Source organism: Synergistes jonesii, assembly GCF_000712295.1.
GTDB lineage: Bacteria > Synergistota > Synergistia > Synergistales > Synergistaceae > Synergistes > Synergistes jonesii.
This window is the reverse complement of sequence record NZ_JMKI01000036.1, coordinates 162212-187444: the sequence shown is the minus strand read 5'-3', so window position 1 is coordinate 187444 and position 25233 is coordinate 162212. Positions and strand designations below refer to the sequence as shown.

Here is a 25233-nt window from a genome sequence, read left to right as displayed (position 1 = left end):
AGCCTGCTATTTATAAAAAGGACGGGCTCTTGCCCGTCCTTTTTGTTTGGGCCGTTGTTCTGCGTCAGTAACAATATTTTTTTCTGTTTTTATAAATCATATAGGCGATTATCATAATATATTTTTCGTTTTGATTAAAAAAATCCAAACCGCATATATTTTTAATTTTTTGCAATCGATAGCGGACGGAATTGACGTGGATATTTTGCTTTTTGGCGGCCTGCTCCAAAGTAGCGTTTTCAACCACGCAGGAAAGCGTCTCCATAATAAGGTCGTCATGGCAGCGGTCGTGTTCTATCAAAGGTATTATCGTATACTCCAGGAAAAAATCGCTTTCTCTCGAATCGGCGCCTCCGAGCAGCGCAAACTGCATCAAGTTTTCCTTATAACATATGACGTTCGACTCATCGCCGCTCTTGAATAAGAAAGAGTTTTTCGCCATCTTTATGCTGACTCGGATATCAGAAACAGCCGTCACCACCGGTCCGATCGACACCGATATATCCCTGTAGTTCTCCGAAATCTTCGCGACGCTGTGCAAAAAGCCGTGAGAAAGGTCGTCTCCTTCCCGGGTCTGCTTATCTATCAGAAGAGTAAAGGAGTCGGCCGGCTTATCCCATATATATAAGAGATTTGGCTTTATCGCGATCATGTCGGCCAAGAAACGCTGGACCACTGCGAAATTGACCTTAGTGTCGCTTTTATTGGGTTTGTCGTATTTTATTTGAATAGCTCGTATCCCGGAAGTATAATCTATCGACTTCTTATTAAAAAACTGAATTATACGCTCCTGATCCTTTTCCGGACTGTTTAGAATCATCTCCAACAGAGAAAGCAGCGTATCGTTCTCTTTCTCCTGCCGATCGAGCCATTTTATCGTTATGATATTGACCAGCTGGGCGATATACAGACGCTGGCGTTCTGACAACATATTGGCGCTCAGCACGACTAGATAGCCGTAGCAGTACCCTCGCGCGATACACGGGAAAATGTGGTACTCATTTTCACAGAAATATTTCACGGGGCTGGAGTTCAGGCTGATAATATCCTTTATAACCTGAAGCCTGTATTCATGCTCGGGCAGCTTTTGAAATGAGCGCATACCGCGTAGCTGTTTAAAATCCGCGGAAACCGTAATCGCGATCAATCCGGAGCGTTTGGCGAAGTCGAGCAGCATGGAATCGGCGCTCCCGTTTTCCAGGGCCGTTTGGAAGAGGTATGTATAATAATCGTTCAATTGAACCAAAACGTTGACGTGCGCCATATTGATCTCAAGGGTAATGCTTTTTATGATCTCGCGGAATTTGACGCTCTTGTCCACGATGAACAGCGGGAGGTTGAACTCATCCGCGCACTTTAGATACTCCGGCGGCAGCTTATCGATAAACCTATTGACCTTGATGCAGACCCCGGAGGCCATGCCGCACAGGTTGCGTATGGCGTCGAGCCCTGCGTCCATATCATCCTTGAAGGCATACCACGTGGAAAGGACGAACTCCCCGCCTTCGATTTGTTTATAAAAGTCAGGCGCTTCTTGCACAGTTACATATGTCACGTGGCGGTCGAGCCCTCCCTTGCCGGCGACGAGCCTTATATGATTTTTGAACATGGATATTTCCGTAAGCCATTCGACATCTATAAACTCACGCACGACTTTCCCTCCTCTCGCCTATATTATAAAAGGATGTTTTATTTCATTCTTTTTATTTTCATATAAAAACATAGCATATTTTTTATTTATTTATACAAATTAAAATATATATAAACGAAAGGACGCCTTATAGCCGCATTATTTCGACCACGCCTATTGTAGCACTATCGAATGATTTGTGTTGCGTTACAAAAAAGCCCTCTGATTTTTATTTCACAAAACATTTTTAAAATAATTATCCATAGATACCATAAGCATAGATAAATTACCTGAGTTTACAGGGGCGTTTGATATATTACGAATAATCAAGACGTCCGCAGCACACGATGAAAGGTCGATGGTAAACAATGAATGAAGTGTATGTGGCTTCGGCGGCGAGAACGGCCGTCGGATCGATTGGCGGAACCCTGAAGAACACGCAGCCCGAAGAGCTGCTGCGGGTCGCCCTCGAAGGGGCCATAAACAAAGCTGGCATCAACAGAGACATAATCGACGAGGTAATTTGCGGGCAGGCGAAGCAGACAACGGACGCCCCCAACATTGCAAGAGTCGTGTCTCTCATGCTGCAGATCCCGGAGTCGACGCCGGCATACACCGTTCACCGCCAATGCGCCTCCGGGATGCAGGCTATACTCAACGGCATGCAGCAAATTCAGTGCGGATATTCGGACATCGTTCTGACGGGCGGAGTAGAGAGCATGAGCACGGCCCCCTTTTACGTCCGCAACGCCAGATTCGGGGTCGGCAACGGCAACGGCGTATTTGTAGACCCCAATATAGAAAGCCAGCCTAAAAGCCAGCCCAACGACATCTACGGGACATTCTCGATGATTCAGACCGCCGACAACATAGCGAGGCAATTCGACATATCCCGCGAGGCGCAGGACGAATTCGCTCTGGAAAGCCAGACGAGGGCCGTCGCCGCGATCGATTCCGGGCGCTTTAAAGACGAGATCGTACCTGTAATCGTTCCGCAGCGCAAGAAAGACCCGATTATTTTCGACACGGACGAATTCCCCAAACGCAACACCAACATGGAAAAACTTTCGAAACTGAAAACCGTATTCCCAAACGGCTTCGTGACCGCGGGGAACGCGTCGGGACGCAACGACGGGGCGGCCGCGGTGCTGGTGGCGTCAAAAGAAAAGGTAGAAGAACTCGGGCTGAAGCCCATGGCGCGCATCATCGCAGGGTGCGCCGTGGGAGTGGACCCGCGCATAATGGGAATAGGACCGGTGGCCGCCACGCGCAAGCTGATGAAAATACTTGAGCCGCAAAAGCTCAAACTCGAAGACTTCGAGCTCATAGAACTCAACGAGGCGTTCGCGGCGCAGTCGGTCGCCTGTATAAACGAACTCGGATTAAACAGAGAGATAGTCAACGTCAACGGCGGTGCCATCGCGTTGGGGCATCCTCTCGGATGCTCCGGCTCCAGAATCACGACCACCTTGCTTTATGAAATGCAGAAAAGAGGCGTCCGCTACGGGCTGGCGACGATCTGCGTCGCAGGCGGGCTGGGAATGGCCATGGCCTTTGAAAGAATCTAAACGGCTGGGGGGTGCAGGGGATGAACAAAATAGAATGCACGAAGCTTCGTTCTTTTGAGGAAGCGATCGGATTGATAAAAGACGGAGACAAAATATTCATCAGCGGCTTCGGCAACGCCGGCGATCCGAAACAGCTCATCAAAGCGCTGGTAGAAAGCGATAAAAAAGAGCTTACGATAATAAGCAATGATCTAGGCTCCCCCAACATAGGCTTGGGGCAGCTGCTGACCAAAAAGAAAATAAAGGGGCTCATCGGCACTTATTACAATTGGAACACCGAAGTCGCAGCGGCGTACAACGCCGGCGAAATCACCGTAGAGCTTATACCCCAGGGGTCGTTCGCAGAAGGCATAAGGGCGGCCGGAGTAGGAAGCGCCGGCTTCTACACCAAAACGGCGGTGGGCACGGAGCTTGCGAAAGGCAGAGAGACAAAAGAATTCGACGGAGAAACGTATCTGCTCCAGGAGGCCATCCGGGGCGACGTAGCCCTCATTTGCGCCGATAAAGCCGATGAGCTGGGAAACCTCGTTTACCACAAGACCGCCAGAAATTTCAACCCTGTAATGGCGACGGCCGCTCAAACGGTGATAGCCGAGGTGGGAGAGATAGTGCCGGCGGGAGCCCTTGACCCCGAGAGCATCGTAACGCCGCATATCTATGTAGACGCAATCGTATTAAGGAGTTGTTAGAAATGTTTACTTTTACGGAAGAAGATGCGAAGGTCAGAATAGCGAAATACATCGCCAAAGAATTTGATGAAATGAGCAGAGGACACGACTTGTTTATCAATCTCGGCGTCGGCATCCCCACGATGGTGGCTGATTACATAACGAGCAAGCGAGTTTTCTTGCAGGCCGAAAACGGCATGTTGGGAGTGGGGCCCGTGGCGGACGAGGCCCATATCGACCCGTTGCTGATAAACGCCAGTAGGGTAAAGGTCACGGAGACGAAGGGATGCAGCTATATGAACAGCGCCGACTCTTTTGGAATGATCCGCGGCGGACACGTCGACGCGACCGTCATCGGAGCGTTCGAAGTGGACGAAGAAGGCAACATCGCCAACTGGATAATCCCCAACGGCAAAATGCTCGGCGTAGGCGGCGCGATGGACTTGGTATCGGGCGCTAAAAAAGTCTATATAGCGATGCAGCACATGTCTAAAAAAGGTAAAAGCAAAATTGTAAAAAAATGTGCTTTGCCGATAACCGGCTACGGCGCGGCCGACGTGATCGTCACAGAATACGCTTCATTCCGCTTTGAAGGGGGAAAGATGGTTCTCAGGGAAATATCCAGTCAGATAACCGTGGAGGAATTAAAAGAGATCACAGAAGCCTCTTTTGCCGTCTCCGAAGAGCTCGGGCGTTTTTGATTGCAAGTAAAGTCAGATAAGGAGCAGACGAAATAGCTCAAATTATCTTTAGTTTGTTAAGTTGGAAGGGGCGAAAAAATGAACAACTGGTTTTCAATGAAAAAAACTGACTTCATCTGTTTTGTCGCGCTGGTGATTTTGTGTGTCATATCTTTTTTGCCTATCAGATCGACATCGTTGATATACGGGATCGCGCTCTTCGGCTGGGTGCAGGGACTTTTAATGTTCGCGGCTCCGCTCGTCACCCTTTTCTTCGTACTCAAGAGCAAGGATAGTAAATAAAGGAGCGAATTTTATATGAAAATTGTCGAACTGTCGCTTACTGTATCTTATATCCTTATTTGTATAATAATCGGAATATGGGCCAGCAGGAAAGTTTCTTCTTCCTCGGACGATTATTGGGTCGCCGGGAGAAAGATAGGAACATTCGCCAATTCGTGGGCGCTGATGGCCGCGCTTGGCAGCGGCGGCTCCATATTGGGCGTCAACGGCCTCGCCTACAACGCCGGAGTCCCTTACGTCTTTGCCATGTACGCCGGGGCCGTCGTAGGCTTTCCCTTCGCGGCGATCCTGGTGGCGGAGCATTTGAGAGATCTAAAGGTCCGCACCGTTCCGGAGTACCTGAATATAAGGTATAACAATAAAGCGCTGAGCATCGTCGTTCCTCTCATAATTATGGTCGCGATGGAAGTATATATCGTCGCTCAGCTTAAAGCCGCCGGCATCACCGTCGTATATCTGCTGGGGCTGCCGTATCATTATGCGGTGATAATAACGGCGATAGTCTTCACCCTCTACGTCTCAATCGGCGGAATGTGGGCGATAACATTGACCGACGTATTACAGGGCATCCTGATGTTCGCCGTAGTCATCTTGCTCTCCCTCGTCGTCTTCGCCTCCTTTGGCGGAGTAACTCCCCTGCTGGGGAAGGCGACCGCCGCCAGCCCCGCCTTCGGCCATTTAAAAGAGATGTCGTTCATAAGCTATGCCGGCGCTTTCGTCGTCTGGCTCATCGCCGGCTGCACAGTCCCGCATCTGGTAATGAGAGTCTTCACAGCCAGAGACTCTTACTCGGCAAAACTCTCTCTGAACTATTCCATGGTCTTCTACGCCATTCTGACGGTCGTCGGCGTCCTCGCGGTCGCTTCTGCCGGACACGTCCTCTTCCCGAACCTCAAAGATGCGGATACCGTCTTTCTCAGGGTGATGGAATATTTCCTGCCGAACACCATAATGAGAGGGATCGCCGTAGCGGCCGTCATGGCGGCCGTGATGTCCACCACCGACGCGCTCATTCTCGCCGTCAGCAGCGCGGCCGTCAACGATATATACAAAAAACATATCAATAAGGATGCTACCGACAAAAAGGTAGTGCGCATGGGGCTGATCATAACCTGGATAGCCGGGGTGCTGGCGATCTATTTCGCGCTGAATCCGCCGAAGCTCCTTACCATGCTGTATACTGCGGCGGTCGGTTTGCTCGGCTCTTCTCTGCTAGCCCCGATACTTTTAGGAATATGGTGGAAAAAGGCCACGCCTCGGGCGGCTTTGTTGAGCTGCCTGTCCGGGGGGATCAGCTACTGTTACCTTCTCTGGTTTACAAAAATGCCGCCTCTTTCCCATGTGCTGGTAGCCATCCCCATCAGCTTCGTCGTGCTCTTTGTCGCCAGCAACTTCACCGCGCCGACAGATCCTAAAATAATGGAGCTCGTGTCAAAAATTCACGAAAGCGGGGAGATTGCCGACTGACAGCGCTGACAAAAACGATATGATATAAAAATCCTTAGATAAAGGCTATCTGGGGGCTTGGTCAGACTTATACTTACTTAATTGTATTAGAAGAGAGAACGAGTACCGCAACAGTTCGCGGGGAACTCTCGGCGATAGACGAACTATTATTACCAAAGCATCATATTCTCTTGAAATTTAATTTATAGGAAAAACGCTCGGCTTGAGAGGAGCCATAAGGCCTCTTAGCCGGGGCAAAACGGGTTTATATCGCAATGCAGCACGTCAGCAAAAGCGGCGAGCCGAAAATTCTTGAACGCCGTCTGTTCGCCGATTACGGGAAAGCGGGCGTGAGAGTTGCCGGAATACGCGCTGTTCCCCTTCTGTGTGAGGGGAAGATTGATTTGTGTGAGCTAGCGGCGGGTATCTCCGTTGGTAAACCGCCGCAGACATCCAAAACCGCCCGGTTTTATCAGTTTGAGTGAGTTGAGTGGGTTTTGATTTACAAAGAGGGGCTATCTTGCTTCAGAAAGGAGGTGTTGTTATGCGAGTAAAAAATCATCCGATCCTGGGGGAAGCTGAAAGCACGAAAATGGTGACCTTCTATTTCAACGGGACTCCAGTGGAAGGTGCTGAAGGCGAGCCTATCGCCGCCGCTCTGTTTGCCGCCGGTCATGTGATATTGCATTACAGTCAAAAGAACGACGACCCGCGCAGTATCTTCTGCGCTATCGGGCGCTGTAACGAGTGCAGGATGACCGTGGATGGACGCGTCAACGTAAGGACTTGCGTCGAGCCGCTGCGGGCTGGTATGGTCGTAGAAACCCAGCATGGTCATGGAAAGATCGAATAAGAAACAGAGGTGATAATTATGCGTGAGGCAGAGGTAATAATCATCGGCGCCGGCCCAGCCGGCCTTGGCGCCGCCGTTGAGGCGGCCAAATACGGTTGCGGCTCTGTAGTGGTATTCGACGAGAACAGGAGCTGCGGAGGTCAGTTAATCAAACAATTACATAAATTTTTCGGCTCCGCGGAGCATCAGGCCGGAGTACGCGGCTTTGTGCTGGGGCAAAAGCTGGAAGAAGAAGCCCTGTCCCTTGGGGTGCGCATCATGACTAATTCGGTGGTCTGGGGCGTTTTCCGTGAGAATAAACTGGGCGTATTTACCAGTGACGGCAAAGTGCAGCAGTGGGGATTCAAAAAGCTGATTATCGCTACGGGAGCCATGGAAAACGCTTTGGCTTTCTCCGGCTGGACTTTGCCGGGGGTGATGGGCGCCGGCGCTTGCCAGACCATGATGAATATGCACCGAGTCTTGCCAGGCAAACGTGTGCTGATGGTAGGCAGCGGCAATGTGGGGCTTATCGTTACATATCAGTTATTACAAGCCGGCGCTGAACAGGTCACCGTTATTGAAGCTGCTCCCAGCATCGGTGGTTACGGCGTTCACGCGGCGAAAATCGCCCGAGCCGGTGTGCCGATCCTGTGCAGCCATACCATTACCGAGGCCATCGGCCCCAACGGCTATGTGGAAAAAGCCGTCATTCAGAAGCTCGATGAACAGTGGCAGCCCATACCCGGCACGGAAACAGAGTTGGACGTAGATATGATCTGTCTGAGCGTGGGGCTGTCCCCCTTAGTGGAACTGGCGAGACTGGCTCAGTGCAGGATGGCTTATCTGCCCACTTTGGGAGGGTATGTGCCGATACACGACCAGAATATGCGTACCAGCGAACCGGACGTTTATGTTGCCGGCGACCTGGCCGGCGTGGAAGAAGCCAGCACCGCCTTAGACGAAGGCCGTCTGGCCGGCGTGGCCGTGGCGGAAGCCCTCGGTCATCCGTCCGCGGACGCAGCGGAAGCGGAAAAAGGCGCTATTCGCTTGCGCTTGCGCAACCTGCGCAGCGGTTCCTACGGCGATAAGCGCCAGGCTGGAAAAGAAAATTTGATGGGGAGGATGAGTGAATAATGGAATGGCGATCATTAGCGACAAAAGGCTATCTGTCCCCTGAGGAGGTGCGGCGTTTGCCGGCCTTACCTACCTGGGAGCGTATTTGCCAGGGGCCGGTTGCGGTTATTGAGTGCGTGCAGGATATTCCCTGCGACCCCTGCACCACTACTTGCAAATTTTCCGCCATTACTATTGGCGACGATATAACCGATCTGCCTAAACTGGACGCCTCCAAATGCACCGGCTGCGGCAGTTGCGTGTTTGGCTGCCCTGGATTGGCGATTTTTATTGTGGACGGCAGCCCAGAGGGGCAGTTGGGCAAGGTCAGCTTCCCCCATGAGTATTTGCCTCTGCCGACGGCGGGGCAGCTGGTCCAGGTGGTCAACCGGGCCGGCGAGGTTATTTGCGAGGGCAATGTGGAAAAAGTCCTCTCTACTAAGGCCAGTGATAAAACCCCGGTGATACAGGTTTGGGTGCCCAAAGATCTGTTGATGGAAGCCCGGGGCATCAAACGCCTTTAATTTTTGATGGCAGGAGGGATTAACGATGGGAAACGAGATCGACAAAAGCAAGTTGATCATTTGTCGTTGTAACGAGATCACTTTAGCTGATATTGAGACTGCCATCGCCAAAGGCGAACACAGTATCAACGAGATTAAAAAACGCACAACCGCCGGAATGGGGATTTGCCAAGGGCGCACTTGCTCCCGCCTGATCACCAATATCATCCGGGAAAAAACTGGGTTGGATGGGGAAAATGTCCGCCAGAACACGGCGCGTCCGCCGGTGCGTCCGTTACCTATAGACGCTTTGGGGGAGGGAGAGAAATGAACGAGAAACTCAAGACAGAAGCCGATGTGGTGGTATTGGGCGGCGGTATTTTCGGTCTTGCTTCAGCCTATTTTCTGTGCCGTTTTGGCAAAAAGGTGATTCTGATCGAGAAAAAAGATGTAGGTTCCGGCGCTTCGGGCTCCAATGAGGCTTGGGTCTGGCTGTCCTCGCGTAAACAGGCCGTATTGCCCTTCGCCCGCTTGAGCCAGCAATTCTATGCCAATTTCGAAGAAACGTTCGGGATGGATGTGGAATACAACAATTGCGGCGGCTACATCGTGGCGGAGTCAGAGGAAGAGATGAAGCTGTTCAAGCCCTGGGTGCAGGGCCGCTGGAACGAAGGTATGATAGAAATGCAATTGCTGGACGCTGCGGATTTCCACGCACGCTTACCGCAGGTATCCAAGCATGTGGTGGGCGCCACCTGGAATCCGCTGGACGGCTGCGTCAACTCTATTTTGGTTTGTGTAGCGCTGAAAGACGCTATCAAAGCGCAGGGCGGAGAGGTGTGGACGCAGACCGACGTGACCGCTATCAATCTTAAAGGCAGCCGCGTACACGAGGTGGAATGCAGCCGCGGCACTATCCGTACCGACGTTGTGGTCAACGCTACCGGTTCTTGGGCCGCCCAAATAGGCAAGCTGGTCAATGTGGATATTCCAATATTGCCCAACCGCATGACGGTGCTGGTCAGCGAGCCCATTGCTCCCTTCATGGACACCGTGATGATGAGCGCTACCTACGTGTTCGAAGAATTGGCCAAGGCCAAAAAGCTTGAGGCCATCGAGGCTGGCGAAGTCGAGGAATTGGAAGCGGGTTACGTTTACACCCAACTGCGTAAAGGCAATCTTCTGTTGGGCAGCACTGAAGATTTCGTGGGCTATGATAATTTGGTCAATTTCGAATGCCCGGTGGCTATCGCCAAATGCATCAACGACCTGACGCCGCCTCTACGGAACAAAAAGGTCAATATTATTCGTTCTTTCGCCAATTTCTTCCCCTATACCAAGGATGATCTGCCGGTCATGGGCGCCGTTCCGGGCGTGGAGGGCTTCGTTATGGCTTCCGGCTTGAATGGCGGCGGCATGGCCCTGGGCTTGGGTTGCGGCTTCACTATTGCCCAGCAGGTGGCTTTCCGGGATTCCATGATTCCCATCGAACCTTTCTCCATCACCAGGAAATCCTTGTATTAGCAGCGAAGGAATTTACCAATGACGGGCCCTATATATTTCTCAATCGCGTAATGGGTATGCCGCCACGGCACCGTATTGTATACGGCCGGAGTATATCGCAATTCACGCGGGGGACGGGAGGCTGAGGGCAGGGACTTGGCCGGATAATACGGCCACCGATTACAACGCCAACCGGCAGTTGGAAGCGGGAGGAGCTATGGACTTGATGTCCGGGACTAATCAAGCGGTTATCTCCATGACTCCTCGTTGCACCGAAGGGGGACGGGCAGGCGGAAAAGGGCGTCGGCAAACGTCTATCACGGCCTTTAACAGCGCCGATTTGACAGTGACGGGATACGCGCGGCATTCGCCTTCCGGAAACGGCGGACGACAACGCGGGAAATGGCTCCGGAATCGATGCCGGAAATCACACAGGCACGTTGTACGGCGTATCCGGAGCCTTGGGAACATCGGTTGAATTAGATAGAAGGAGGATAAAAGAATGTTTAAGGAAGCGGTTTACGTACCGGGAACAGCGCCGGGAGCGCCCGCTTATTCGCCGGCTTTAACGGTCGAAGTGGGGGATTGCAAAATGATTTATCTGACCGGGCAGACCTCTATCGACCAGGACGGCGGAGTAGTGTGTCCGGGGGATGTAGCCGGGCAGGCGGAGCAGGCTTTCAAGCTGGCGGAGCAACTGCTCAAAGCAGCGGGGGCCGGGTTGAATGATGTGGTGAAAGCACAGATTTTTTTGACGGACGTTAATGATTATCCGCAGGTAGCGCCGGTGCGGAACAAATATTTCGCGAAGAACCGTCCGGTCAGCACAATTGTGGCGGTGAACGCGCTGACCACGCCGGGGTGCAAGGTGGAATTAGACCTGGTAGCGATAGTAAAGAAATAATGCGCAAAACAAGATATGGGGGGCGAAGCCGGTGAAGGTCACTGAGAGCAAGGTATTTTATCGGAATTTCAATAAGCGTTTGTCCACCATCGTTCGAGGAAAGGGCATTTACCTATACGACAAAGATGGGCGGAAATATATTGACGCGTGCAGTGGTTCTGTTTCCGCAAATTTAGGTCATGGTAACGAGGAGATAGCGGAGACCATGGGTAAGCAGGCGGCCACATTAGCCTATACCCATATGCACAGCTTTACCAACGAGCAGGCGGAGCAGCTGGCCCGCCGTGTTGTGGAATACAGCGGCCAGGATTACGAAGCTGTGTATTTCGTCTCCGGCGGTTCGGAAGCTACGGATACGGCCGTCAAGCTGGCCCGGCAATATTATCTGGAGCGGGATGGCCGGAGCTGTAAGCACAAGGTGATCTCCCGGTGGATGAGTTTTCACGGCAATACCATCGGAGCGATGTCGGTCTCGGGAAAACGGGGCCTGCGGCAAAAATATGATCCATATTTGTTCGACAGCCCACATATTGAGGCTCCATATTGTTACCGTTGTCCTTACGATCGTAGTTATCCCCAATGCGGCTTGCGCTGCGCGCAGGAGTTGGAGAATTGCATTCTGCGGGAAGGACCGGAGAACGTGTCGGCGTTTATGGCGGAGCCCATCGGCGGTACGTCTTTATCCGCGCTGCGTCCGCCGGACGACTATTACCGGGCGGTCAGGGAAATCTGCGACCGGTATGATGTATTACTGATCTTTGACGAGGTGATGACTGGTTTTGGCCGGACAGGACGGCATTTCGCCATGGAATATTTTGATGTGGTCCCGGATATCCTGACGTTTGCCAAAGGCGTCAGCTCCTGTTATTTCCCCTTGGGCGGCGTGATGGCGGACGGCAGGGTGGTAGAGGCTGTCAAGAAAGGTAGCGGCAAGTTTACCCATGGCTATACCTATTCGGGGAATCCTCTGGCCTGCGCGGTAGGGAACAAAGCGGTGGAGATCATTCAGCGGGAGCGGCTCGCGGAAAACGCGGCAAAGCAAGGTGCCTACATTAAAGGCCGGCTGGCGGAAATGGCCGCGGAATTGCCGGTGATAGGAGACATCCGCGGCGAAGGCCTGCTGATAGGAGTGGAATTTGTGGCTGATCCGGCTACCAAACAGCCGTTCCCGGCCAAAGCCGGTTTCAACGCCAAGCTTGAACAGGCGGGGATGAAGCTGGGCTTGGCCCTGTACCCCGGAGGCTACTCCATCAACGAAACCAGCGGCGACCATCGCATCATCTCCCCCCCGATCAATATCACCGCAGCCGAATGCCAATTGCTCATGGACCTGTTCCAGCAAGCCCTCGCCCAAGTCTGCCATGAGCTGTTGTAAGTTAAAAGATCTGCCATTTTTAATAGAGGGGAGAGCAACGTAACTATGACTGATCAGGAAATTAGCTGGAAAAGAGTATTAGTTATAGCCGGTTCCGTTGTCGCTTATTATATGGGAGCCGGTTATGCCACCGGCCAGGAGATGCTACAATATTTTGCCGCTTACGGGTTAATTTCTCTTGTTAGCTGCGTAATTTACTTTATATTTTTTTGGTATCTCAACGATAACTTTATGGTGGCGGGTCATCAGGGACATTTTGAGAATGGGATGCAACAGGTGTGTCGCCACTTTTGCGGCAAATATGTTGGGTCTTTCTACGACTGGTTCGCCACGATCTTTTGCTATTTATGCTTCGTGGTGATGTGTTCCGGCGGCGGCGCTGTTTTGTGGCAGCAATACGGGCTGCCCACCTGGGTGGGCGTGCTGCTTATTGCAGTGACCGGCGTGGCTACCGTGGTGTTTGGTTTAGGGAAGATGGTGGATGTGATCGGCCGCATGGGGCCGGTGCTGATTTTGCTGTGCATTGCCGGCGCGGTGTTGGGCATCGTTTTTGCGGATACTGGCATCAGCCGGGGCAGCGAATTGGCTCCCACGCTGGACATCATGAAGGCTGCCCCCACTTGGTGGCAGGCTATTATCTCGGATATCGGTTTCGCTATCATGTGGATGGTAGCTTTCTTCGCAGGCATCGGGCGCCAGGAAAAGAATTTCAAAAATGCCAGATATGGCGCTTTGCTGGGTATCTTTATGGTATCTCTCGCCTTTGGCATTGTGTCTTTAGCGGAGATCGCCAATATTGAGATGATTCGGAATTCTCAGGTGCCCTTATTGCTGATCATCGACAATGTCAGCCCCCTGGCGGCTACCGTTTATTCGGTAGTGGTATTCCTGGGCGTTTATACAACCGCTTGTCCGCTGCTGTGGACCGGTGTCAACCGGATGGCGGAGGAAAAGACCCAAAAATATCGGTGGCTCACCGTCATTTTGGGAGTGGCCGGTTTCTTTATCGCCGTGGCTCTGCCTTTCAACCGTCTGGTCAATATCGTATATGTGATCAACGGTTATGTGGGTTTCATTTTCGTAGTGTTTGTGGTAGCCCGTAACGTGCGCGACTACCGGGCCAGGAAAGCAGCAGAAGCGGATACTTACGAAGCCGTTTAGAGGTCTTAAAAAACTGAGAGTACCTTTTGCTTATAGCTATGCACAGCGCCTCCTCTGTGTCGTAATCATGAAAGTCTGTCAACCATTCAAATAACGCGCAGAGGAGGGCTGTTGCAGATAAATCAGAGGAGAAGAGGAGTCCGAAAAAGTTCCATAAGAAAGCGGGCCTCGGACTGGCAAAAGTCCAGGGGCGAGTGAGAGGACAAAGAGCTGGCCCCATATGCCTGGAAGTAACTGTTAAGAGAGTTTTTTTAATCGGACACAACAAGAAAGTTGGCGTTTTTAGAGCGCCCCTATAAGAATTGGAGAGGAGTTTTCAAATGGCAAAAGAAAAGACAGAGGCGCAGTTAGCGGGCGGCTATGTGGTCAAGAAGCTCACCGTCAACGGAGTTCCACGCCGCGTGATAGGCAAGCCGGAGGTAACGCTGCTTACAGTCCTCCGCGAACAGCTCAAGATGACGGGTACTAAGCGCGGCTGCAATTGCGGGCAGTGCGGCGTCTGCAATGTCATCTTAAACGGCAAGGTCGTCCGCGCGTGCATCACGCGCTGGAAGAGCGTTCCCGAGTTCTCGCAGATCACGACTATCGAGGGCGTAGGCACGCCGGAGAATTTGCACGCGCTGCAGTGGGCGATGATAGTATGCGGAGCGATCCAGTGCGGTTTCTGCACGCCGGGCTTCATCATGTGCGGCAAAGCGCTCCTCGACGAGAACAAAAACCCGACGCGCGAAGAAGTCCGCGACTGGTTCGGCAAGAACTGGATGGCCTGCCGCTGCACCGGCTACAAACAGATAGTAGACGCGGTGATGAAAGCCGCGGCGATCCTGCGCGGCGAAGAGAAGATAGAAGAGCTCGCCAAGATGTACAAGCCGGGCGACAAAGTATGGAACTCGAGCTATCCGCGTCCGAGCGCGGTATACAAGGCGACCGGCCTGTGGGACTTCGGCGACGACGACCGCCTCAAACTGCCGGAAGAATTCCTCTTCGCCTATCCATATGCTCTGGAAGGAGTCCGCCACGCGAAAGTCAACAAGATAAACATAAGCGAAGCGGAGAAATGCGAAGGAGTCGTAAAAGTCTGCACCTACAAAGACGTCAAAGGCACCAACCGTCTGCGCGGACAGGTAGGGTGCGACTCCGCCGTCACCGACGGTTGGGAGCGCCGCATCATGGTAGAAGAAGGCGACAAAATCCGCCAGTGGGGCGACATAGTCGCCGTAGTCGTCGCCGACACCGAAGAACACGCTCGCGCGGCTGCGCAGAAAGTCAAAGTCGACTACGAACCTCTTCCCGAACTCATCAACGTACGCGAAGCGATCAAAGAAGATGCCGTCAGCGTCTTCGACGACTGCCCCGGCATAGACGGCATGCCCAATGCGTGGAACAAGCGCTGCTTCACGAAAGGAGAAGACCCGCACGACATAATTACAAACGCGGCGCACAAAATAGACGACGAATTCTACAGTTCCCGCCAGCCGCACATGGTCCTCGAAGCCGACTGTGGATACGCGTACTACGACGACGAAGGGCGCGTGACGATCCACTCCAAATCCTGCGCCATCTACTTCGCGATAGTCAAACTCGCGCGCGCCATAGGGCTGCCGCCGTCGAAAATTCGTATCATCGAAAACAACATGGGTGCCTCCTTCGGCTACAAGACGACAGTCACCAACGAGCAATACCTTGCGCTCGCCCTAATGACGACTGGGCGTCCGGTATACATGCGCGTCGACATGAAAGAACACAACCAACGCACGCCGAAACGCTCGCCCTCCCTCATGCACATCAGGGCCGGCGCGGACGCGAAAGGCAAACTCGTCGGAGTAGAAGGGACATGCTGGATCGACCACGGCCCCTGCAGTGAATCCGCGAACGACCTAACAAACAAAAGCGGACAATTCTTCTTCTCCCCCTACGCCTACGACGACATGCGCGTAACGGCGTACACCATCTGGACCAACCATCGCTGGAGCTCCGCCTTCCGCGCCTACGGCTCGCCGCAGATATATTGGGGAGTCGAAACGGCGATGGACATGCTGGCCTACGAATGCGGCATAGACCCCTTCGACTTTAGAGAACAAAACCTCCTCGAATGGGCGCCCTTCACCGACAATCCTCGTGGTCAATTCCCGTCGGGCTACGCGCCGGAAGTATTCCCGCTGCCGGAAATGATGAAAAAAGCGCGTCCCGTCTACGAAGAAATGAAAAAGAAAGCCAAAGAACTATCGACGCCTGAGAAGAAATACGGAGTAGGAGTCTCCGTCAGCATCTACAACGCGAACGACGACGGGGCCGACGAATCCGGCAGCAACATCGAACTTCTCAAAGACGGAAGCGTCATGATCTACAACACCTGGGAAGACCACGGACAAGGGGCCGACATGGGCACCGTCGGCACGGCGCACGAAGCGCTCAGGCCCTTGAACCTTTCCCCGGAACAGATCAAACTCTACATGAACGACACGGCGCGCTGCCCGAACAGCGGAGCGGCGGCGGCCAGCCGTTCGCAGACGATGACCGGCAACGCGATAGTAGACAGCTGCAACAAACTGCTCGACGCGATGCGCAAACCGGACGGCACATACCGTACCTACGACGAAATGATAGCAGAAGGCATCCCGACCTTCTACGAAGGCAAATGGCAGGCCAAGATACAGCGCAAAGACGGCTCCGTCGAGAGCTGCTGCGGCAACGACAAAGACAGTGGCAAAGGCATCCCCTTCGCCTTCCACATGTTCGCCGTCAACCTCGCGCTGGTCTCCGTCGATATGAAGACCTTCAAGGCGCACTGCGAACAATTCGTCCTCTGCGGCGACGTAGGAGTCATCAACAACTACCTAGTAGTAGACGGTCAGCAATACGGCGGAGTGGCGCAGGGCATCGGTCTTGCGCTCACGGAAGACTTCCTCGACGAATCGAAATACCACAACTTCGTGACGATGGGCTTCCCGTACATCAAAGACATCACGGACGACCTTACGCTGATACATTCGGAAGTGCCGCGTCCGCTTGGTCCGTTCGGGGCGTCTGGGACCGGCGAGATGCCGCTTTCCGGACCGCACGCCGCGGTAGGCAACGCCATCTACGCGGCATGCGGAGCGCGCGTTAAGACGATACCGGCCATACCGTCAAGGATCAAAGAGGCTCTTGAGGAGATGAAAAAGTAAGCGTAACAAACGACCCGGCAGGCGCCGCAGTCGCGTTCGCCCTGCCGGGAAGCTCACGGCCCAGACAGGTTTCGGTAGCGATGCCGACTCGCTGACAGTTTTGTGCAGTCTGCCGCTAACGGAACTCCATGTGAGGCCCAGCGTCAGATTTGCGATGTTAAAGGCCCAGACTCACAAAGCCTGGGCCTTTATAGATTGCTTGCGTAAAACTTCTCCGTTGACATCGTAATCTTCATACAATACTATGAATAAAAATATCGCTCATGGCCGCGGCGGCAGTGGACGCTGACCGGCGCGGGGATGGGCGTGAGAAGAATGGCGCTGACTTATGTACCGGATAGATATGCTAAATATTATGCCCCTCGGAGATGCTTTAAAAGGATGCGGCCGTTCGGGACCGTTGCTTTCGGCAAATAGCGCGGATGTTTTTAAGACATTTTGGTTTTTTCTGTGAAAAATCTCCTTCGCCTTTATCTGATATTCCTGAAAATCGGCTCCGTAACTTTCGGCGGGGGGCTTGCTATGTATCCCGTACTGCGCCGCGAATTCATCGAGGAGCGCGGCTGGATCACGGAGGAGGAGCTGACCGATTATTACGCGGTCGGGCAGTGCACGCCGGGCGTCGTCGCGATAAACGTCTCGACCTTCATCGGCGATAAGAGGGGCGGGGCGGCCGGCGGCTTCGCCGCGACCTTCGGCTTCGTCACGGCGCCGCTCTTTGTCATAGCGCTTCTCGCCGCTTCGCTGCGCGCGTTCGCCGAATACCCCGTCGTCCGCGACGCTTTCGCCGGCGTGCGCGTCTGCGTCTGCGTGCTCGTCGCGAACGCGGTGGCGCGGCTGTGGCGGAATTCCGTTACCGACGTCGCCACCTTTTTTATTTTCGCGCTCGTCTTCGCGCTCTGCGCCGCGTCGCCGTTGCTGCCCTTTTCGGTGAGCCCGGCTGCGGTGGTCGCCGCGTCGGCGCTCTTCGGGGCCGCGTGGCGGCGCTGCAAGAGGGGCGGAAGATGATTCTACTGCTGAACCTCTTTTACGAATTTTTCAAGGTCGGGCTCTTCGCGGTGGGCGGCGGGCTCGCCACTCTGCCCTTCCTCTATGCGCTGTCGGCGAAGAGCGGCTGGTTCACTCCGACCGACGTCGCGAACATGATAGCCGTCGCCGAGTCGACGCCGGGCGCGATAGGCGTCAACATGGCGACTTTCGCCGGCTTTATCACGGCCGGCGCACCGGGCGCCGCTGCCGCGACGCTTGGGTTGATTCTGCCGTCGATCGTCGTCGTTCTGCTCGTCGCGAATCTCCTGGAAAATTTTCATGAAAACGTCGTCGTGAAGGACGCTTTTTACGGGCTGCGCCCCGCGTCGATCGCGCTCCTGTGCGCGGCCGGAGTGAAGGTCTTCGCGGCCGCGATGCTCTCCTTCGATAAATTCTGCGCGCCGGTAAGTTTTTCCGCGCTCGCGTCCGCCCTCAACTGGAAAGCGATTGTTTTCGGCATCATTCTTTACGCCGCCCAAAAGAGGCTGAAGTGGAGCTTTGTCTCCTTTATAGTGATCTCCGCCGCGGTCGGAATAATTTTCAAATTTTCCTGCTGATTTTTTTATTTTTCCCCCAAAAAGCTGTTGACAAAATGGTTAGCCGGTGCTAACCTATCAGTGCAGTGGGGTTAGCGCAGGCTAATCGCTGCGGAAGACAGACGCTCGTGCGGCATTCAAGGTTATGATTGACGTCTGAGGGTATAAAACAGGGGAGTAATTGCACAGTTAGCAGTTTTGGCGGATAGTTTTTACTTTTCGCTTTTTTAAATCCATTTAAGTTAGTTTCTGCTAACTAAGGAAGGGGCGGCAGATGGTCATGGAAGCGACGCTTACTGGAAATCCAAACGGCGGAAAAATAGCTTTATCCAACTCGCCGGCCGGCGCGGATCAGCCGCGCGACGGCTGGGCAGGCGTCACGGCCGAGAAGAACGGACGCGCCCGCCGCATGGCTGTTATGGCTGCCACCTTCGGGCTCTGCGGCGCGAAGCCGCCGATAATTGCTCTCATCGCAGGCGCGCTCTTCGGCGGGACGTGGTGGGTTGCCCCCTCAGCCCGCTTCGTCGGTATTGCCTCGATCATAATCTCCGGTCTGACGTTAAAGAAGACCTCCCTTTTCGCCGGGGAGAGCGCGCCTTTTTTTCGATATGCCGTCCGCGATTGCCGCATGCGTTATATGCGTGACGACGCCCGCTCTCAGATGATTATGAAGGAGGGGGATTTTCAGTGACGACGATAGCGATAAGCGTTCTGCTCTTTATCGCGGCGGCCGCGATAATCACGAAGCTGAGCAGGGACAGGCGCGAAGGCAAATGCTCCGGCTGTTCATGCGGTTGCTGCGGCTCCGCGACGCATAACACTTCAAAGGAGGACAAATAAAAAAACTTAAGACATTTCTCTGAGTACCTTCCTTAAACCTCTCTCTCACACGAAGCAGCGAGACGCGTCCTTTTGGACGCGTCTCGCTGCTTTTTCTGCGCCAAGCGTAAGGCGGCTATGGCGCCGTATGAGATTTGTACTGTGTTTTATTTTGAGAATTTCACGGACGAGCGGCCTACGGAATGCCTAATGGAGGCGCTGCGGCGGATTTTTATTTTTCCCTCAAGGGCTTCTGCGCGGACTGTTGACAAAATAATTAGCCGGTGCTAACCTATTGCAGTGACGAGGTTAGCGAAAGCTAATCGCTGCGGAACGGAGGTTTTGGCCATGATGCCTTTGGTTATGGCGAACGCAGGTGAGATACACACGATAAAGAATGTCGGCGGCGAGGGCAAAAAGAGGCGGTTCATCGAGGGGCTCGGCTTCGTCCCCGGCGCGGAGGTCGTCGTGATCTCGAAAAATTCCGGCAATCTCATCGTCGGCATAAAGGGTTCGCGCATAGCGATAGACCATCAGGCGGCACTCAAAATTATGATTTGACAATGGAGGGGATTGTCATGAAGACTCTGAGGGATGTGAACCCCGGGGAATCGGTCAGCGTCGTTAAGGTGCACGGAACAGGCGCGCTGCGTCGCAGACTGTTGGATATGGGGATAACGAAGGGGACTAAGGTGGACGTCTTGAAGATGGCGCCGCTGGGAGATCCCATCGAAGTAACGGTGCGGGGCTACGACCTCTCTCTGCGAAAGGCCGAGGGAGAGATCGTCGAAGTAGAGTAGTTACGCGGCCGGCACTCTTTGCGAACGGCTTTTGCTTTTCGCTTTTTTAAGTCTATTTTAAGTTAGCTTTAGCTAACGAGGGGGAAATAGCATGGTAATGAAGATAGCACTTGCGGGGAACCCGAACAGCGGGAAAACCACTTTATTCAACGTGTTGACCGGCGCGAATCAGTCGGTCGGCAACTGGCCCGGCGTCACGGTCGAGAAGAAGGAGGGCGTCCTCCGTGGACATAAGGACGTGAAGATAGCTGACCTCCCGGGAATCTATTCTCTCGCGCCGTACAGCCCCGAGGAGCGCATCGCGAGGAATTATCTGCTCGACGAGCGCCCGGACGCGATAATAAACATTATCGACGGAAGCAATCTGGAACGCAATCTCTACCTCACGACGCAGCTCGCGGAGCTCGGCATACCGATGGTCGCCGCGGTGAACATGATCGACGTCGTGAAGAAGCGCGGCGAAACGATCGACTGCGCTGTGCTCTCGAAGAAGCTGGGGATGCCGGCGGTCGAGATATCGGCGCTGAAGAACAGCGGCATAGAGGAGCTCGTAATAGCGGCGCTCGGCGCCGCGGAGAAAAGAGTCTCCGGCGAGGTGAAGAAAATTTTCGGCCGCGCGGTCGAAAGCGCGCTCGCCGAGATAGAAGCCTCCTTCGCCGGCGAGGTCCCGTCGTGCGAGAAGCGCTGGTACGCGATAAAGCTTTTCGAGGGAGATCCGCAGGCCGCCGAGAGCTTCAAAAATAACAAGGGCGCGTTAGCCGCCGCGAAGGAGGTGCGCGAGCGCTGCGAAGCGGAATTCGACGACGACGCCGAGAGCATTGTCACAGGCGAAAGGTACGGTTACATCGCGTCGATGATCCACGAGGCGCATAAGAAGCAGGGGGAAAATCTTCTTACCGTCACCGACAGGATCGACTCGGTCGTGACGAACCGCGTGCTCGCGCTGCCGATATTCGCAGCAATTGTTTTTGTGGTGTATTACATTTCGGTGACGACGGTCGGAACGTTCGTCACCGACTGGACCAACGACGTCCTCTTCGGCGAGGTCATCCCGCCGGCGGTCGAGGGTTTCCTCGCGTCGCTTGATGTCGCCGACTGGCTGCAGAGCCTGATACTCGACGGAATAGTCGCCGGCGTCGGCGCTGTGCTCGGCTTCGTGCCGCAGATGTTCGTCCTCTTCGCGCTCTTAGCGGTGCTGGAGTACTCAGGCTATATGGCGCGCGTCGCGTTCATCCTCGACAGGATATTCCGCCGCTTCGGGCTTTCGGGCAAATCTTTCATACCGATGATCGTAGCCACCGGCTGCGGCGTTCCTGGGGTCATGGCCTCGCGCACGATAGAAAACGAGCACGACCGCCGCATGACTATTATGACTACGACCTTTATGCCCTGCGGCGCTAAGCTGCCGATAATCGCTCTCATCGCAGGCGCGCTCTTCGGCGGGACGTGGTGGGTTGCCCCCTCAGCCTACTTCGTCGGTATTGCCTCGATCATAATCTCCGGTCTGATGCTAAAGAAGACCTCCCTTTTCGCCGGAGAGAGCGCGCCTTTTGTTATGGAGCTCCCCGAATACCATATGCCTTCGATCGCCAACATAGCGTCGAGTACATGGGAGCGCGGCTACAGCTTCATTAAAAAAGCCGGAACGATAATCCTGCTCTCAACGATTTTCGTCTGGTTCACGTCGAGCTTCGGCTATGTCGACGGACATTTCGCGATGGTGGAGGACCTATCCGACGGCTTCCTCGCGAAGATAGGAAACTCGATAGCGTGGATATTCGCGCCTCTCGGCTGGGGTACCTGGCAGTCGGCCGTCGCGGCCTTCACGGGGCTCGTAGCCAAGGAGAACGTCGTAGGCACCTTCGGGATACTCTTCGGCTACGCCGAGCTCTCGGAGGACGGCGCGGAAATATGGAAAGCGCTTCAGGCTCACTATACGCCGCTTGCAGCCTACTCGTTCCTGGTGTTCAACCTGCTCTGCGCGCCCTGCTTCGCCGCTATGGGGGCGATCAAGCGCGAGATGAACAGCGCGAAGTGGACCTGCATTGCGATAGGCTACCAGACCTTATACGCCTACGCGGCGTCCTTCGTAGTCTACCAGCTGGGGCTCGTCGCCTGGGGACACGCTTTCAATATGCTGTCCGCGCTTGCCGCCGCAATCGTTATAGGCGCTGCCTATATGATCTTCCGCCCTGTTGTTAAGAAAGACCGCATTTCGGCTTACGCAGGCGCGGACAGCGCACGCGCTTAGTTATAAAGGGGTGGATTTCAATGGCTGCAACGATAGTGATAAGCGCCCTGCTCTTTATCGCGGTGGTCGCGATAATCGCAAAGCTGAGCAGGGACAAGCGCGAGGGCAAATGCTCCTGCGGCTGTTCGAACGGCTGCAGCGGCTGCGGCTCCGCTGCGCATAACGCTTCGAAGGAGGACAAATAAAAAAGCCTGAAGGTATTTCTCTAAAAAGTACCTTCCTTAAAACCTCTCTCTCACACGAAGCGGCGAGGCGCGTCAAAAGTACGCGCCTCGCCGCTTTTTTCCGCGACGGATTCGGGCGGCTCAGCGGTCCGCCTCTAATTTGAGCACTTCGCCGCTCCCGGCGTCTATCTCAAATTCGTATTCCCTGCCGCCGTAAAAGATTTCGCACTGATAGATTTTTCTTCCGTCTTCGTTCTCAAGCCTGAGCTTTCTGACGTCCCCCTCGGTCGCCCCCCGAACGCGGGAGAGCGCGATTCTCCTGGCCTCGTCCTCGCCGATCGTGGCGGGACCGCCAATTTCCCCTGGCGCGCCGCCTCTTCTCTCGTGAGAGAAGCCGCACACCTCGCCGCTTTCGGCATCTATCTCGTAATCGTATTCTACGCTGCCGGCAAAGAATTCTAACTCATATTCCGCCCTGCCGTGCTCTCTGTCGAACTCCGTCTTTGTAAAGCGCGCCGTATGCGGCTCTACGCCGGCGTGCTTCAGCGCTATCTCCTTGGCCTTCGCCTCGCCTATGAGCTCCGCGCCATGCGCCGAGAGCGCCGCAAAGAGTACGGCCGCCGCTGCCGCAAGAATTGCCGTCCTTTTCATCCGTCCGATTCCTCCTTCTATCCAGGAAGAGCTTCGCCATCGAAAGCCCCCTTGTATCTGTTGTTTCAGGATTTTATCATAAAATCGCCGTTGAAAACCGGTCGTCTTTGCGAAAACGTCGGAGGATATATAAAAAGCGGAGTCCCGGACGCGCGCCGGAGGCTCCGCTTGGCGTTATTTGCTGTCGGAGCACCTTACGCCCGTAAAGTTACGCCGCTTCCTCCGATTTTTCTGCTATGGCCTTCGCGAACCAGTCTTTTCCTTCGACGAGGCGCGAGATCATCAGCGCCGAGCAGGTGTCGCCGGTCGCGTTGACCATCGTCGCAGCCGGGTCGACGAGGAAGCCGATCGTCGCGATGATCGGGAAGGCCTCCGGCGGAAAGCCGTAAAGGCTGACAATCAGCATTTCGCCGACGAGGCCGCCGCCCGGAATCCCCGAAAGGACGACCCCGGAAAGCACAGCGACCGCGACGGCCGTCGCCATCGTGCCGAAGCCCGAGAAGGGCAGGCCGAAGATTCCGAAGAGGAAGGATATTTTGAGGATTCCGGAGAGGCAGGAGCCCTCCATATGAGCGGTCGCGCCTATGGGCAGCACGATCTCGCTGATGTCGCGCGGGATGCCCATGCCGTTCGCCGCCTCAAGGTTCAGAGGCAGAGTGGCCGTGCTGCTGCCGGAGCCGAGCGCCATTATCGCCGGCGGTATGATCCGCCCCCAGAAGGTGCGCACGCCGCGCCCGTCCGTGCCCCACCACGAGTAGATCGTGAAAGCTATGATGAAGTAGGCGAATGTCACGACGTGATAGACGACCATCGAGCGAAAATAGGCGCCCAAAAGCTGCGGGCCGTAGTCGCCGACGAGCGCCGCGAAGTAAGCCGCCAGGCCTATCGGCGCGTAGTACATAAGGTATCTGACCATCTGCAACATCGCGTCGGCCGCCACCGCGATGCCGCGCCCGAGAGCTCGTCCGCGTTCGCCGAGAGACTGGAGGCAGAAGCCGAAGAAGATCGTGAATAAGATCAGCGGCAGCATCGCGCGGCGCGAGAGCAGGCCGACGAAGTCGTCGGTCGTGAAGGCCTTTACGACCTGGTCGGCGGTGCTGAATGCCTTGATCTCCTCGGGAAGCTGAAGCTGTATCGTCGCGCCGCTCGCCGGCGGGAATACGGTGACCGCGATGAGCATAAGAACCGCCGCTATCGCGCCGGTGACGGCGAAGACGAGGACGAGGTACTTCATGACCTTCCCCAGGCGCTCCATCGACGACATCGACGCGACCGCGCTGCATATCGTCGTGAAGACGAGCGGCACGACCACCATGAACATCGCGTTGACGAAGATATCCCCCAGAGGCTTCAGCACGAGCGCGTCCTTCCCCATCACCGAGCCGAGGACGCAGCCGATCGCTATCGCTATGATCAGTATGATCGGGAAACGATAAGATTTCCATACGCTGTTTTGTTCCGACATAAAAAACTCTCCTTCCGCGATACGGTAAAAAGTTTTTATATTGATAGCCGCGCATCCTGACATACACGGCTGAGTCGTTGCCTAAGTCGGCTATGTAATCCGATTATATCATAACATCATGCTAAAATGTCAGGCAAATGAGGATTTGGCGCGGAAAGTTCAAAAAAGCGCCCCAGAGGGCGCGCTTTTCGCGGCGGCGGATTTCCGCCGCGGTAAAACTATAACCGCGGGAGCACCGCTATCAATCGTATCTTTTATACACGCCGGCGCAGCGCTTTCTTTCGGAGGCCTCGCTGAGGTATGTGCCGTCGACGACGTCCCCATAGCCTTTTTTGCGGACTATGTCCTTTATATAGGCGATGTTCGGGCAGCGGTCGTGATGGTAGTTGTCTGTGACCATACAGGAAGAAAGGTGCACGGCGACCTCCTCTTTTTTTATACCCGTCTTCTTCAGCAGCTTTTTCGAAAAATGCTCAAGCTTCATGGCCAGCCCGGTGCCGCAGCAGCCTCCGCAGGTCAGCGCCAGGTAGCGCACGCCCTCTTCGTAGCCGTGTCCCTTAAAAAAACCTTCGCGATTGTAGAAGCTGTCCGTACAGGCAAAGCCGCTGCATCTCTCGCGCGATTTGTCGCATTGGACGATCAAAACAAATTTTACCGCCATC

26 protein-coding genes are annotated in these 25233 nt (G+C 54.5%); 22 read left to right on the top strand and 4 right to left on the bottom strand.

All coding sequences use genetic code 11. From position 1 onward, the window contains the following. Positions 1–64: 64 nt before the first annotated feature. A complete protein-coding gene (locus EH55_RS08825; protein ID WP_037976836.1) occupies positions 65–1651 on the bottom strand; it encodes a PucR family transcriptional regulator in 1587 nt (528 codons plus the stop codon). 347 nt (positions 1652–1998) lie between these two features. Between EH55_RS08825 and EH55_RS08820 the strand changes: the two genes are divergently transcribed. From EH55_RS08820 to EH55_RS13880, 22 genes are all read left to right on the top strand, one after another. After that, positions 1999–3198 carry a thiolase family protein gene (locus tag EH55_RS08820; RefSeq protein ID WP_037976834.1) on the top strand — a complete coding sequence of 400 codons (1200 nt, stop codon included), beginning with the start codon at positions 1999–2001 and terminating at the stop codon, positions 3196–3198. Between the two features lie 20 nt (positions 3199–3218). Continuing rightward, on the top strand, positions 3219–3887 hold the full coding sequence (locus tag EH55_RS08815; protein WP_037976831.1) for a CoA transferase subunit A: 669 nt from the start codon (positions 3219–3221) through the stop codon (positions 3885–3887). A gap of 2 nt (positions 3888–3889) precedes the next feature. Next, complete coding sequence (locus tag EH55_RS08810) at positions 3890–4567, top strand: 3-oxoacid CoA-transferase subunit B (RefSeq protein WP_037976829.1); 678 nt, start codon at positions 3890–3892, stop codon at positions 4565–4567. A 78-nt stretch (positions 4568–4645) separates the two neighbouring features. Further along, a complete protein-coding gene (locus EH55_RS08805) occupies positions 4646–4849 on the top strand; it encodes a hypothetical protein (RefSeq protein WP_037976827.1) in 204 nt (67 codons plus the stop codon). Positions 4850–4864: 15 nt separating this feature from the next. After that, positions 4865–6316 carry a sodium:solute symporter family protein gene (locus tag EH55_RS08800; RefSeq protein WP_037976825.1) on the top strand — a complete coding sequence of 484 codons (1452 nt, stop codon included), beginning with the start codon at positions 4865–4867 and terminating at the stop codon, positions 6314–6316. Positions 6317–6839: 523 nt separating this feature from the next. After that, complete coding sequence (locus EH55_RS08790; RefSeq protein WP_037976820.1) at positions 6840–7148, top strand: (2Fe-2S)-binding protein; 309 nt, start codon at positions 6840–6842, stop codon at positions 7146–7148. 18 nt (positions 7149–7166) lie between these two features. After that, positions 7167–8264, top strand: a complete 1098-nt coding sequence (locus EH55_RS08785) for an NAD(P)/FAD-dependent oxidoreductase (protein WP_037976818.1) — start codon at positions 7167–7169, stop codon at positions 8262–8264. Beyond that, on the top strand, positions 8264–8767 hold the full coding sequence (locus EH55_RS08780; protein ID WP_037976816.1) for a 4Fe-4S binding protein: 504 nt from the start codon (positions 8264–8266) through the stop codon (positions 8765–8767). Before EH55_RS08785 ends, EH55_RS08780 begins: the two co-directional genes overlap by 1 nt. A gap of 25 nt (positions 8768–8792) precedes the next feature. Continuing rightward, the gene (locus EH55_RS08775) at positions 8793–9077 is read left to right on the top strand and encodes a (2Fe-2S)-binding protein (RefSeq protein ID WP_037976813.1); all 285 of its coding nucleotides are present in this window, start codon (positions 8793–8795) and stop codon (positions 9075–9077) included. Next, on the top strand, positions 9074–10270 hold the full coding sequence (locus EH55_RS08770) for an NAD(P)/FAD-dependent oxidoreductase (RefSeq protein ID WP_037976810.1): 1197 nt from the start codon (positions 9074–9076) through the stop codon (positions 10268–10270). The genes EH55_RS08775 and EH55_RS08770 overlap by 4 nt, the downstream gene beginning before the upstream one ends. 481 nt (positions 10271–10751) lie before the next feature. After that, positions 10752–11153 carry a RidA family protein gene (locus EH55_RS08765; protein ID WP_051682777.1) on the top strand — a complete coding sequence of 134 codons (402 nt, stop codon included), beginning with the start codon at positions 10752–10754 and terminating at the stop codon, positions 11151–11153. Between the two features lie 31 nt (positions 11154–11184). Beyond that, positions 11185–12528, top strand: coding sequence for an aminotransferase family protein (locus EH55_RS08760; protein WP_037976808.1), 1344 nt, complete (start codon positions 11185–11187; stop codon positions 12526–12528). Between the two features lie 45 nt (positions 12529–12573). Then, positions 12574–13689, top strand: coding sequence for a YkvI family membrane protein (locus EH55_RS08755; RefSeq protein WP_037976806.1), 1116 nt, complete (start codon positions 12574–12576; stop codon positions 13687–13689). A gap of 320 nt (positions 13690–14009) precedes the next feature. Continuing rightward, complete coding sequence (locus EH55_RS08750) at positions 14010–16856, top strand: molybdopterin-dependent aldehyde oxidoreductase (protein ID WP_051682776.1); 2847 nt, start codon at positions 14010–14012, stop codon at positions 16854–16856. Between the two features lie 450 nt (positions 16857–17306). Next, positions 17307–17864, top strand: coding sequence for a chromate transporter (locus tag EH55_RS08745; protein ID WP_037976920.1), 558 nt, complete (start codon positions 17307–17309; stop codon positions 17862–17864). Further along, positions 17861–18442, top strand: a complete 582-nt coding sequence (locus EH55_RS08740; protein ID WP_201769362.1) for a chromate transporter — start codon at positions 17861–17863, stop codon at positions 18440–18442. Before EH55_RS08745 ends, EH55_RS08740 begins: the two co-directional genes overlap by 4 nt. A 253-nt stretch (positions 18443–18695) precedes the next feature. Continuing rightward, the gene (locus EH55_RS14600) at positions 18696–19112 is read left to right on the top strand and encodes a hypothetical protein (RefSeq protein WP_037976803.1); all 417 of its coding nucleotides are present in this window, start codon (positions 18696–18698) and stop codon (positions 19110–19112) included. After that, positions 19109–19261 carry a FeoB-associated Cys-rich membrane protein gene (locus EH55_RS13885; protein ID WP_081839516.1) on the top strand — a complete coding sequence of 51 codons (153 nt, stop codon included), beginning with the start codon at positions 19109–19111 and terminating at the stop codon, positions 19259–19261. The genes EH55_RS14600 and EH55_RS13885 overlap by 4 nt, the downstream gene beginning before the upstream one ends. Before the next feature lie 327 nt (positions 19262–19588). Continuing rightward, positions 19589–19801, top strand: coding sequence for a FeoA family protein (locus EH55_RS08730; RefSeq protein WP_037976801.1), 213 nt, complete (start codon positions 19589–19591; stop codon positions 19799–19801). A 17-nt stretch (positions 19802–19818) separates the two neighbouring features. After that, positions 19819–20040 (top strand): FeoA family protein, encoded by a 222-nt coding sequence (locus tag EH55_RS08725; protein WP_037976915.1) that lies wholly within the window; start codon positions 19819–19821, stop codon positions 20038–20040. 91 nt (positions 20041–20131) lie between these two features. Then, positions 20132–22291, top strand: a complete 2160-nt coding sequence (gene feoB, locus EH55_RS08720; protein ID WP_037976798.1) for a ferrous iron transport protein B — start codon at positions 20132–20134, stop codon at positions 22289–22291. A gap of 20 nt (positions 22292–22311) precedes the next feature. Continuing rightward, complete coding sequence (locus tag EH55_RS13880; RefSeq protein ID WP_081839515.1) at positions 22312–22476, top strand: FeoB-associated Cys-rich membrane protein; 165 nt, start codon at positions 22312–22314, stop codon at positions 22474–22476. 120 nt (positions 22477–22596) lie between these two features. Here the strand turns inward: EH55_RS13880 and EH55_RS08715 are convergent, their stop codons facing one another. From EH55_RS08715 to EH55_RS08705, 3 genes are all read right to left on the bottom strand, one after another. Beyond that, positions 22597–23106 carry a PepSY domain-containing protein gene (locus tag EH55_RS08715; RefSeq protein WP_051682775.1) on the bottom strand — a complete coding sequence of 170 codons (510 nt, stop codon included), beginning with the start codon at positions 23104–23106 and terminating at the stop codon, positions 22597–22599. Between the two features lie 208 nt (positions 23107–23314). Beyond that, complete coding sequence (locus EH55_RS08710) at positions 23315–24571, bottom strand: dicarboxylate/amino acid:cation symporter (RefSeq protein WP_037976796.1); 1257 nt, start codon at positions 24569–24571, stop codon at positions 23315–23317. 241 nt (positions 24572–24812) lie between these two features. Beyond that, entirely contained in the window at positions 24813–25232 is a 420-nt protein-coding gene (locus EH55_RS08705) for a CGGC domain-containing protein (protein WP_037976795.1), read from the bottom strand. Position 25233 lies beyond the last annotated feature (1 nt).